The sequence below is a fragment of the Pseudomonas sp. NY15354 genome, from assembly GCF_048068075.1.
Taxonomy (GTDB): domain Bacteria; phylum Pseudomonadota; class Gammaproteobacteria; order Pseudomonadales; family Pseudomonadaceae; genus Aquipseudomonas; species Aquipseudomonas guariconensis_C.
Map to the genome: position 1 here is coordinate 58,296 of NZ_JBLUPV010000027.1, position 11,592 is coordinate 69,887.

Annotated in this window: 9 protein-coding genes; all 9 read left to right on the forward strand. The window is 65.5% G+C overall.

The window, feature by feature from the left end:
- Nucleotides 1–10: 10 nt before the first annotated feature.
- The 9 genes from ACNFCH_RS20720 to ACNFCH_RS20760 all read left to right on the forward strand — a co-directional run bounded on the left by ACNFCH_RS20720 (nt 11) and on the right by ACNFCH_RS20760 (nt 11,369).
- Nucleotides 11–793, forward strand: a complete 783-nt coding sequence (locus ACNFCH_RS20720; protein WP_337156990.1) for a DUF4892 domain-containing protein — start codon at nt 11–13, stop codon at nt 791–793.
- Nucleotides 794–805: 12 nt separating this feature from the next.
- Complete coding sequence (locus ACNFCH_RS20725) at nt 806–1,858, forward strand: AI-2E family transporter (RefSeq protein ID WP_337156989.1); 1,053 nt, start codon at nt 806–808, stop codon at nt 1,856–1,858.
- 391 nt (nt 1,859–2,249) lie between these two features.
- Nucleotides 2,250–2,339: a K(+)-transporting ATPase subunit F gene (gene kdpF / locus ACNFCH_RS20730; RefSeq protein ID WP_070092866.1), complete on the forward strand. Its 90-nt coding sequence runs from the start codon at nt 2,250–2,252 to the stop codon at nt 2,337–2,339.
- Nucleotides 2,340–2,348: 9 nt separating this feature from the next.
- On the forward strand, nt 2,349–4,043 hold the full coding sequence (gene kdpA, locus ACNFCH_RS20735) for a potassium-transporting ATPase subunit KdpA (RefSeq protein ID WP_337156988.1): 1,695 nt from the start codon (nt 2,349–2,351) through the stop codon (nt 4,041–4,043).
- 8 nt (nt 4,044–4,051) lie between these two features.
- Nucleotides 4,052–6,106, forward strand: a complete 2,055-nt coding sequence (gene kdpB, locus ACNFCH_RS20740) for a potassium-transporting ATPase subunit KdpB (RefSeq protein WP_337156987.1) — start codon at nt 4,052–4,054, stop codon at nt 6,104–6,106.
- An 11-nt stretch (nt 6,107–6,117) separates the two neighbouring features.
- Nucleotides 6,118–6,684: a potassium-transporting ATPase subunit KdpC gene (gene kdpC, locus ACNFCH_RS20745; protein WP_337156986.1), complete on the forward strand. Its 567-nt coding sequence runs from the start codon at nt 6,118–6,120 to the stop codon at nt 6,682–6,684.
- 187 nt (nt 6,685–6,871) lie between these two features.
- Nucleotides 6,872–9,526 (forward strand): DUF4118 domain-containing protein, encoded by a 2,655-nt coding sequence (locus ACNFCH_RS20750; protein ID WP_416743559.1) that lies wholly within the window; start codon nt 6,872–6,874, stop codon nt 9,524–9,526.
- Nucleotides 9,523–10,218, forward strand: a complete 696-nt coding sequence (locus ACNFCH_RS20755; RefSeq protein WP_196163646.1) for a response regulator — start codon at nt 9,523–9,525, stop codon at nt 10,216–10,218. Before ACNFCH_RS20750 ends, ACNFCH_RS20755 begins: the two co-directional genes overlap by 4 nt.
- A gap of 692 nt (nt 10,219–10,910) precedes the next feature.
- Nucleotides 10,911–11,369 carry a hypothetical protein gene (locus ACNFCH_RS20760; protein WP_416743561.1) on the forward strand — a complete coding sequence of 153 codons (459 nt, stop codon included), beginning with the start codon at nt 10,911–10,913 and terminating at the stop codon, nt 11,367–11,369.
- Nucleotides 11,370–11,592 lie beyond the last annotated feature (223 nt).

Below are 11,592 nucleotides of genomic sequence, written 5' to 3' on the forward strand. Positions count from 1 at the left end.
CAGGTGGCCGATGATCACGCGCAACCTGATCGCCGTTTGCCTGGGCCTGGCCAGCCCCTTGTTGTGGGCCGGCAGCTTGCCCGTGCCGGTAGACGCCAAAGTGGTCGACCAGCGCCCGGCCGTGGAGCAGGAACGGGTCTACCCCATGGGCCCTCTGCGCAAGATCAGCGGCCGCTTAAGGGTGGATGAGAAGGTCGAAAGCCGCGGCCAGGTCAGCTCCGTCACCTACGAGCTCCCTGTCGAACGTACCGCCCGCGAAGCCTTCACCAGCGCCCGCGAGGCCCTGCAGCGCGATGGCGGTTACCCGCTGTTCTGGTGTCAGGGTCGTGACTGCGGTGAAGCCAGCCTGTGGGCCAATGAGGTGTTCGCCAATGCCCGCCTCAATGGGGGTGACGAGCAGCAAGCGTTCATCCTCCTGCGCCGCTCCGCCGAAGAAGCCGACACCCTGGTCTCGCTCTACAGCGTCACCCGCGGCAATCGCCGCGCCTACCTGCACGTCGAAGAATTCGTGGCTGACAGCCCCCTGGGCGAGCTGCTGCCGACTCCCGCGACGGTGCTGCGTGAACTGCGCGACACCGGCAAGCTGGACTACCCTGATCTTGCCGCACCACAGCCCACCTGGGTGGCCTTGCTCGGGCGCAGCCTGAACCTGGACAGCACCCTGCGCGCCAGCCTCAGCGGCGCCGAAGCCGAGGCTTGGCGCGAGCAACTGGTGAACGCCGGTGTGCGAAGCACCCGCCTGGAAGTCGGGACGGCACCCACCGAAGGCCTGCACCTGGAACTGATCCATTGAATGAGTCCATCCATGCCCAACAATGACCGCCTGCTGATCCAGATCCTGCTGCTGGCCCTGCTTGGGGCCGGTTTGTGGGTGATGGCGCCTTTCATCTCGGCATTGCTCTGGGGCGCCATCCTGGCATTCGCCAGCTGGCCGCTGATGCGCCTGCTCACCCGCGTGCTGGGCGGGCGCGAAACCCTCGCTGCGAGTCTTTTGACCGCCGTGTGGATTCTGGTGGTGGCCTTGCCGCTGGTGTGGCTCGGCTTCAACCTGGCCGACCACATTCGCGATGCCACCGCATTCATCCGTGACGTGCAGGTCGACGGCTTGCCCGACGCACCGGACTGGCTGGGCAGCATCCCGCTGGTGGGGGAGCGCCTGGTACGCTGGTGGGACTCCATGGATCAACAGGGCGCGGCCTTGCTGGCCTCGATCAAGCCTCACCTGGGGCAGGTCGGCAACTGGTTCCTGGCGCGCAGTGCGCAGATCGGCAGCGGCGCCCTGGAGCTGACCCTGAGCCTGGTGTTCGTGTTCTTCTTCTACCGCGACGGGCCGCGCTTGGCGGCCTTCGTGCTGCGCCTGTTGCAGCGGTTGATGGGCGATCGCGCCGAGTATTACCTGGACCTGGTGGCCGGTACCGTGCAGCGTGTGGTCAACGGTGTGATCGGTACCGCCGCGGCCCAGGGGCTGCTGGCTTTGATCGGCTTTTTGATTGCCGGCGTGCCGGGTGCCATCGTGCTGGGCCTGGTTACCTTCATGCTCAGCCTGATCCCCATGGGGCCACCGCTGGCCTGGATACCGGCCACCGGCTGGCTGGTGTGGAAGGGCGAGTACGGCATGGCGGTGTTCCTCGGCCTGTGGGGGACCTTCATCATCAGTGGCGTGGACAACGTGCTCAAGCCGTACCTGATCAGCCGCGGCGGCAACCTGCCATTGGTGATCGTGCTGCTCGGGGTGTTCGGTGGGCTACTCGCCTTTGGCTTCATTGGCCTGTTCATTGGGCCGACCTTGCTGGCGGTGGGCTACAGCCTGTTGCTGGATTGGAGCCGCAACGCAGGGCAGCAGACACCCCAACGGTAGCCAGGCCAAGACCTTCTGCGGCGCCATCTTCGCGGGTAAACCCGCTCCCACAGGTTCTCCGGTGCTCTCAACAACACCGCTGTGCCTGTGGGTTCTGCGCCAGGGCTGGTATTTGCACGGCTGAAAAGTGTCAAGGAATACCAACCGAAGACGATTCGAGCTTGTCCGGCACCATCAAATCTCCCACAGGCTGGTTTACCTGTTGGGACCCGCCAGGTTGGTGCTGAATCTGTGCGGGTTTACCCGCGAATAGGCGGCACGGGCCGCCGAAAAGCCTGATTTTTACGCACTCTTTATGCCCTGACCCCACCCCCCATCTCGTCCCTTTACGCCCCTCCCTCGGACAATTTCCCTAAACCGGCCCTCACGCCGTACCAAGGGAGATGCGCACATGAACATGCTGGACGGGGTGTCACTGCTGCTGGCAGTGGCGTTGACGGTGTACCTGCTGGTGGCGCTGCTGCGCGCCGATCGCAGCTAAGGGGCGACCATGCACAGTTACGACTACCTATTGCTGCTGGCGTTCTTCGCCATCGTGCTGCTGCCAGCACCCGGGCTCGGGCGTTTCTGCTTCAAGGTGATGGAAGGGCAGCGCACTTGGCTGACACCCGTGCTCGGCCCGCTGGAGCAGGGATGCTACCGCCTGGCCGGCGTACGCGCCGAGCAGGAGCAGAACTGGAAGCAATACACGCTGGCGCTGCTGGCCTTCAATCTGGTGGGTTTTGCGTTGCTGTTCGCTGTGTTGCTGCTGCAAGGTCACTTGCCGCTGAACCCGCAGCACTTGCCCGGCCAGGAATGGACGCTGGCGTTCAACACCGCGGTCAGCTTCATGACCAACACCAATTGGCAGGCCTACAGCGGTGAGGCTTCGGTCAGCTACCTGAGTCAGATGATTGGCCTGATGGTGCAGAACTTCGTCAGTGCCGCCACGGGTCTCGCCGTGCTGGTTGCCTTGTGTCGCGGGATCGCCCGCCGCTCGACCACCACCCTGGGTAACTTCTGGGTCGACCTGACCCGCGCCACTTTCTACGTACTCCTGCCGCTGTGCCTGCTGCTGGCGCTGCTGCTGGTATGGCAGGGCGTGCCGCAGACCTTCGCCGACTACGCCCACGCGCTGACCCTGCAAGGCAACGACCAGACCCTCCCCCTGGGCCCGGCCGCCAGCCAGATCGCCATCAAGCAGCTGGGCACCAATGGCGGCGGCTTCTTCGGCGTCAACTCGGCGCACCCGTTCGAAAACCCCACGGTCTGGAGCAACCTGTTCGAGGTGGCATCGATCATTCTCATTCCGGCGGCGCTGGTGTTCACCTTCGGCCATTACGTCAAGGACCTGCGCCAGAGCCGGGCGATTCTCGCCTGCATGCTGGGCCTGTTCCTCATCGGCGGTGCTACCGCGCTGTGGTCCGAGCAGCAGCCCAACCCGGCGCTCGAAAGCGCCCAGGTGCAACAAACCGCGCCGCTCGAAGGCAAGGAAAGCCGCTTCGGCACCACCGCCTCGGTGCTGTGGAGCGTGACCACCACAGCCGCCTCCAATGGGTCGGTCAATGCCATGCATGACAGCCTCAACCCGCTCACCGGCATGGTGGCCATGGTCAACATGATGGTCGGCGAGGTGATCTTCGGCGGGGTGGGCGCAGGGCTGTACGGCATGTTGCTGTTCGTGCTGATCGCTGTGTTCCTGGCGGGCCTGATGATCGGGCGCACGCCGGAATACCTGGGCAAGAAACTCCAGGCGCGAGAGGTGCAACTGCTGGTGGCGACCTTGCTGGTGATGCCGGTGGGCGTGCTGGTGCTTGGCGCCATCACCGCGAGCCTCGCCGGGCCTGCCAGCGCCGTGACCAACCCCGGCGCCCATGGCTTCAGCCAACTGCTCTATGCCTACACCTCCGGCACCGCCAACAACGGTTCGGCGTTTGCCGGCTTCGGTGCCAACACGCCATACCACAACCTGATGATCGGCCTGGCCATGCTCATTGGCCGCTTCGGCTACATCCTGCCGGTGCTGGCCCTGGCCGGCAGCCTGGCGGCGAAGAAGACCGCGCCCCAGGGCTTGAACAGCTTCCCCACCCACGGCCCGTTGTTCGTGGTCCTGCTGCTGGTGACCATCCTGCTGGTCGGTGGCCTGACCTTCCTGCCGACCTTGGCCCTCGGGCCGATTGCCGAACACCTGAGCCTGGGCTTCTGAGGACTCCCATGAACATGCCTATTACTGACGTCAAAGCCCACCGCACCGCCGTGGACCAGACCCGCTTCGCCGCGCTCTGGCGTCCAGCCCTGGTGCAGGCTTTCGTCAAGCTCGACCCCCGTCAGCTCAAGCGCTCGCCAGTGATGCTGGTGGTCGCCCTGACCGCGTTGCTGACCACCGTACTGTGTTTCATCCCCGGCAGTGGCGTGGGTACCGGTGTGGCCCTGCAAATTGCCCTGTGGCTGTGGTTCACCGTGCTGTTCGCCAACTTCGCCGAAGCCCTGGCCGAAGGCCGTGGCAAGGCCCGTGCCGACAGCCTCAAGGCCGGCAGCCAGGGTCTGAGCGCCCAGCGTCGCACCGCCGATGGTGGGTTCGAGAGCGTGCCCGCCACTCAGCTGCGCAAGGACGATGTGGTCAAGGTCGTCGCTGGCGAGCTGATCCCTGGGGACGGCGAAGTGCTCGAAGGCATCGCCGCGGTCAACGAGTCGGCCATCACCGGCGAGTCGGCCCCCGTGATCCGCGAGTCCGGCGGCGACCGCTCGGCGGTCACCGGCAACACCCGGCTGGTCTCGGACTGGCTGCTGATCCGCATCACCAGCAACCCTGGTGAGTCGACCCTGGACCGCATGATCGCCTTGGTCGAAGGTGCCAAACGCCAGAAGACCCCCAACGAGATCGCCCTGGACATCCTGCTGATCGGCCTGACGTTGATCTTCCTGATCGTGGTGGTGACCCTGCAGCCATTCGCCCGGTTTTCCGGCGGCAGTCTGCCGCTGATCTTCCTCGCCGCGCTGCTCGTGACGCTCATCCCCACCACCATCGGTGGTCTGCTCTCCGCCATCGGCATCGCCGGCATGGACCGCCTGGTGCGCCTGAACGTCATCGCGCGCTCCGGCCGCGCGGTGGAGGCGGCGGGTGATGTGCACACGCTGATGCTCGACAAGACCGGCACCATCACCTTCGGCAATCGCCGCTGCAGCGCGTTGCACGCTGCGCCCGGTATCACGGCGCGGGAGCTGGGGGAGGGCGCATTGTTCGCCTCCCTGGCCGATGACACCGCCGAGGGCAAGTCGATCGTCGAGTTCCTGCGTCAGCAGCATGAGTTCATCGAGCCATCGGCCAATCAGTTCGAGGCCATTGCCTTCAGTGCCGAGACGCGGCTCTCGGGTATCGACTTCCAGCAGCATCGCTACCGCAAGGGCGCGGTGGATGCGGTGCTGGCCTTCGTCGGGCTGCAGCGTCTGGAGATGCCCGCGCCGCTGGCCCGTGAAGTGGAGCGCATCGCACAGAGCGGCGGCACACCGCTGTTGGTGTGCATCGACAAGCGCCTGCTGGGAGTGATCCACCTCAAGGATGTGGTCAAGCCGGGCATTCGCGAACGCTTCGCCGAGCTGCGTAAGCTGGGGATCCGCACGGTGATGGTGACGGGCGACAACCCGCTGACCGCCGCAGCCATTGCGGCTGAAGCCGGGGTCGATGATGTGCTGGCCGAGGCTACGCCGGAGAAGAAGCTCGCGCGTATTCGCCAGGAGCAGAACGACGGTCGCCTGGTAGCCATGTGCGGTGACGGCGCCAACGACGCCCCGGCCCTGGCCCAGGCGGATGTGGGCATGGCCATGAACGACGGCACCCAGGCCGCGCGCGAGGCGGCCAACATGGTCGATCTGGACAGCGACCCGACCAAGCTGCTGGACGTGGTCCAGGTGGGCAAGGAGCTGCTGGTCACCCGCGGTGCGCTGACCACCTTCTCCATCGCCAACGACGTGGCCAAGTACTTCGCCATCCTGCCGGCGCTGTTCGCGGCGATCTACCCGCAGTTGGGCGTGCTCAACCTCATGCAACTGCAAAGCCCGCAGAGCGCGATCCTCTCGGCCATCGTGTTCAACGCGTTGATCATCGTCGTGCTGATCCCCCTGGCCCTGCGCGGGGTGCGCGTCCAGGCGGCGAGCGCGGCCCATCTGCTGCGCCGCAACCTGCTGATCTATGGCGTGGGCGGCATCATCGTGCCATTTGCCGGGATCAAGCTGATCGACCTGCTGCTCAACGCCTTGCACTTGGTTTGAAGGAGACGCCCATGACCACCTATTTGCGCCCGGCCCTGAGCCTGGCCCTGCTGATGACCCTGATCACCGGCGCCCTGTACCCCCTGGCGGTGACCGGCATTGCCCAAGTTGCCTTCCCCGAGCAGGCCAATGGCAGCCTGGTGCGTGACGAGCAGGGGCGGGTGCGCGGCTCGGCCCTGATCGCCCAGGATTTTGCAGGCGATGCCTGGTTCCACTCGCGCCCTTCGGCTGGCGCCTATGCCACCGTGGCCAGCAGTGCCAGCAACCTTTCACCAAGCAACCCGGCCCTGGCCGAGCGGGTCAAGACCGAAGCTGCCGTGCTCTACCATCCCCAACAAGGCCCCGTGCCCCTGGCCTTGCTGACCACTTCCGGCAGCGGCCTCGACCCGCATCTGCCGCCCGATGCCGTGGCCTACCAGTTGCCCCGCGTGGCGGCGGCGCGGCAAGTGCCGGTGGAGCGCTTGCAAGCGCTGGTGGAAGAGGCCACCCTGCACCCGTTGATCGGCCCACCTGTGGTGAACGTGCTGGCGCTGAACCAGGCGCTGGAGCGCCTGGCCCCGCTCGGATCCGGCTCATAGCGCTGCCCTGTAGGCCTAGGCTGTCCCACAGGTACAGCGTTGCCATCAAAGAGCTGCACTATCCCTGTGGGAGCGGGTTTACCCGCGAAACAGATGCCGCCGATGATGACGATAGGCGGTGGCTCTTTAGGCGCTGGCGAAGCCTGCGATGGCCTGCACTGCAGGCCCGGAATTGAAAGGATGAAACATGAGTGACTCCGCCCGCGCCGATGCGCTTCTGGCGGGCCTGCCGCGCGAAGGGCGCGGCAAGCTCAAGGTATTTCTCGGCGCCGCCCCCGGGGTGGGCAAGACCTACGCCATGCTCCAGGCCGCCCACGCTCAGCAGCGCCTGGGCGTGCAGGTGCTGGCCGGCATCGTCGAGACCCACGGCCGCGCCGAAACCGAGGCCCTGCTCGGCGGCCTGGCCCAGCACCCCCTGCTGCGCACCGACTACCGCGGCGTGACCCTCGAGGAAATGGACCTCGACGGCCTGCTCAAGGCCGCTCCCACCTTGGCCCTGGTGGACGAACTGGCCCACACCAACGCCCCCGGCAGCCGCCACGCCAAGCGCTGGCAGGACGTGCAGGAACTGCTCGCTGCCGGCATTGATGTCTACACCACCGTCAACGTCCAGCACCTGGAAAGCCTCAACGACAAAGTCCGCGACATCACCGGCGTTCAGGTCCGCGAGACCCTGCCGGACTGGGTCCTGCAGGAAGCCTTCGAGCTGGTGCTGATCGACCTCCCACCGCGTGAGCTGCTGATGCGCCTGCGCGAGGGCAAGGTCTATGTGCCGGAGCAGGCGAGGGCAGCCATCGACGCCTACTTCTCCCAGACCAACCTCACCGCCCTGCGCGAGCTGGCCATGCAGACCGCCGCTGCCCAGGTCGACGCCGATCTTGCCCATGGCTACCGCCAGCGCGGCCAGGAGGCCCCGGCCCTGCGCGGTCGCCTGCTGGTGGGCGTGGACGGTGACGAGCAGGCCGAACGTTTGGTGCGCCATGCCAGTCGTGTCGCCCAGCGCCGCCATCTGCCCTGGAGCCTGGTGCACGTGGACAACGGCCGCCTGCGCGACGAGACCGCCCGCCAGCGCCTGCAGGCCGCCCAGCAACTGGCCGAGCGCCTGGGCGGCGAAGTGGTGGTGCTGCGTGCCGGTGAAGTGACCCGCACCCTGATCCAGCACGCCAGCGAACGGCGCGCCAGTCTGGTGCTGGTGGGCCAGTCCCGCGATCGCCTGCGCCGGCGTCTGTTCGGTGCTGGCGTGGCCGCGCGCCTGCTGCGCGAAAGCCATGGACTGGAAATCAACGTCCTCGATCGCGATACCCAACCCCGCACGGCACCCTCGGCGGTGCAGCGCGTGTGGGTCTGGCGCCATTACCTGCTGGCGCTGGTGGCCACCGCGCTGGCCGCCGGGTTGTCGTGGGCGGTGTCCAGCGTGCTGGCGCTGCCCAACATCTCCCTGGTGTTTCTCGCCGCCGTGCTGCTGGTGGCGGTGCGCAGCAGCCTGGGGCCGGCGCTGGCCTGCGCGGCGCTGTCGTTTCTCACCTATGACTTTCTGTTCATCCCGCCGAACTTCTCCTTCGCCATCCAGCGCGAAGAAGACGTGCTCACCTTGGTCTTCTTCCTGCTCATGGCCGGTCTCACCGGCAACCTCGCCGCGCGCCAGCGTCGCCAGTTGCAGGCCCTGCGCGAAACCCAGGCCGAGACCACGCAACTGCTCGACCTCTCGCGTCGTCTCACCGTGGCCACCGACCGCCAGGCCGTGTTCAACGCCGCCGGCCAGCACCTGGGTGCCTGGCAAGACATGCAGGCCTGCCTGCTCGAGCGCAACGCTGAAGGTTTGCTGCAAGCCACCGGCAGCCACGAGCCGCAACTGACCGACAACGAACGCGCGGCCGCCGAATGGGCCTGGCAGCACGGTCAGGCCGCCGGCCATGGCAGCGACACCTTGCCCGACGGGCGCTGGTGGTGGTGGCCCCTTGCCGTGGACGACCAACCCCTGGCACTGCTCGGTGTACGGCCACGTTCAGGTGAGGTTTTGAGCGCCGAGCGCCGGCGCCTGTTGATGGCCCTTGGGCAACCCCTGGCTCAGGCCCTGGCCCGTGCCCGACTGGGCGAGCAATTGGAAGCCGCGCGCTTGCACGGCGAGACCGAGCAACTGCGCAGCGCGCTGCTGGCCTCCGTCTCCCATGACCTGCGCACCCCGCTGACCGCCATGCGCGGCAGCATCGACAGCTTGCTGGCCCTGGGCGACGCCATCCCCCCGGCCGATCGCCAAGAGTTGCTCGAAGGCACCCGCAACGAAGCCGAACGCCTGGACCGCTACATCCAGAACCTGCTGGACATGACCCGCCTTGGCCACGGCGGCCTCAAGCTCGCCCGCGATTGGGTCGCTCCGGCCGACATTGTCGGCAGCGCCCTCAACCGCCTGCGCGTGGTCCTGGCGCCGTTGCGCGTGCACACCGACGTGCCCCCCGCGTTGCCGCTGCTGTTCGTGCACGCCGCGCTGATCGAACAGGCGCTGGTGAACGTGCTGGAAAACGCCGCCCGCTTCTCACCGGCCAACGGGCGTCTGGAACTGCGCGTCACCGCCGAGGGCGAGCAATTGCGCTTTGCCGTCAGCGACCAAGGGCCAGGCATCCCGGTGAGCGAGCGCGAGAAGATCTTCGACATGTTCTACACTGCCGCCCGCGGCGACCGGGGCGGGCAGGGCACCGGCCTTGGCCTTGCCATCTGCCAAGGCATGATCGGCGCCCACGGTGGGCAGATCCTCGTCGGCGACGGCATCGATGGCCAGGGCACCTGCATCACTCTATGCTTGCCGTTGCCCCCACAACCTGAGCCTGAAAGCGAAGCCCCATGAGTCAGTCCGCCACCCTGCTGGTCATCGACGATGAACCGCAGATCCGCAAGTTCCTGCGCATCAGCCTCGTCTCCCAGGGCTACAAAGTCATCGAAGCCGCCACCGGCGCCGAAGGCCTCGCCCAGGCCGCGCTGAGTAAGCCGGACCTGGTGGTGCTCGACCTCGGCCTGCCCGACATGGACGGCCAGCACGTGCTGCGCGAGCTGCGCGAGTGGAGCGCCGTGCCGGTGCTGGTGCTGTCGGTGCGTGCGAGCGAAGTACAGAAAGTCGACGCACTCGATGGCGGCGCCAACGACTACGTGACCAAGCCCTTCGGCATCCAGGAATTCCTCGCCCGCATCCGCGCTTTGCTGCGCCAGACGCCCCAGGCCGACGCCGTGCAGTCGAGCGCAACCTTCGGGCCCTTGGTGGTGGACTTCGCGTTCCGCAAGGTGACCCTCGACGGCGTGGAGGTGGCCCTGACCCGCAAAGAGTACGCACTGCTCGCCCAGCTCGCCGGCCACCCCGGGCGCGTCATCACCCAGCAGCAATTGCTCAAGGACATCTGGGGTCCGACGCATGTCGATGACACCCATTACCTGCGCATCGTCGTCGCCCACGTGCGGCAGAAGCTGGGGGATGATCCGACTGCGCCGCGCTTCATCATCACCGAAGCCGGCGTAGGCTATCGCCTGGTCGCACCGGGCCCCTGACCGCAGCACCTTGACCTCAGCGCATCATCCCCAACTCCGCATCATCCATCAGCGCCGTCCCGCAGCACACCGCTGCCCCAACGACAACGCAAACCCCTGTGGGAGCGGGTTCACCCGCGAATGGGCCGGCACAGATGGCACATGGCTAAAGGCCTAAATGCAGCGTCTTACGGTTAGACGCGCAAGCCCATAACCTGAATCGAAAGTGGGTAGTAGCGGGATTGGATGGTGAGCCACGATCCGAATGCACTGGATTTGTGCTGAGGTTGGGAGATCGTGTTCTGGCGGGATAGGTGATTGCAAGGTGGATCGGAAACGATCTTGAGCATGGTATCGGCCTGTTCTGAAATGAGAGCCGCCACCGCTTGCTGTCAAACAATGAGGTGGCAGCTGTTGCATGGGTTGACAGACCGGGGAACAAAGCCAAACCCGGCGCACAATAGTGCCCCATGCACAGCCGCCATGGACGTTGCTGCGGGCTTTGTTCTGAGCGGCCTGTACCTCACGTAGAGCGTGATAACAATCAGCACTTATGGAGGCGGTCACGGCCCGCATAAGCCAACGCATTCCGGATAAATTCGCGTCTGCTTCCGCGCGTCCGACTGCCGATCAGGCAGAGCAGTTGTGTTGCGACTAGCTTTACCTCGAACACTCAAGTCTCCGTTCACAGCTCAACCAGGTAAAGGCTCGTTATGACTAAAACAATCGATCTGACGATCACTCACGATTACCTCAATCCGTTTGCCTCGCCGGACAACCCCAAGTTAAGCCCCGAGCTGGTGGACTACCTGTCAGATAGCGCCTGGTACCACCACGAGCTGTGCCTGCACATTCGCTGCCCGGTAGAGGAGCGTGAACGCCTGCAGCAAGCCATCAGCAATACCTTTACGGAAAAGAGGGAACAACTCAGCGGGGATATTCGCACCCAACGCCTGGTAGCGTTGACACTCCTGGGCTTGGCACTAGCCTTGGTGCTGGCAGGCACGGCTCTGGGCATTGAAGGCACCATCCCCGTGGGAGTCGTTACCGTCACCGCGTGGATGCTGCTCTGGCGTAGCGCAGAGATATTTTTTCTGGATATCCGCAGCATTAACCGGCAGCAGCGTAAGTACCAGCGCATCGCCAGCGCATCAAAGCAGTTTTATGCCTGAGTGCTGGCGAACTGAAAACCTGACTTTTTTCAATTGCATCGACCCATTGCAACCCTGTATGAAGGGTACCAATGGGTTGATAGCAGGTATTCGCGAACGGCTGCTAACGACTCAGGCTGTGTGAAAACACCTGCGATTGTCTAACCTTCTGATCGTCGAGATCGTGGCGGGGACGATCATGAAGCGGTTCATTGAGGGTGAGGCCCGGACGCAAGTCACGCTG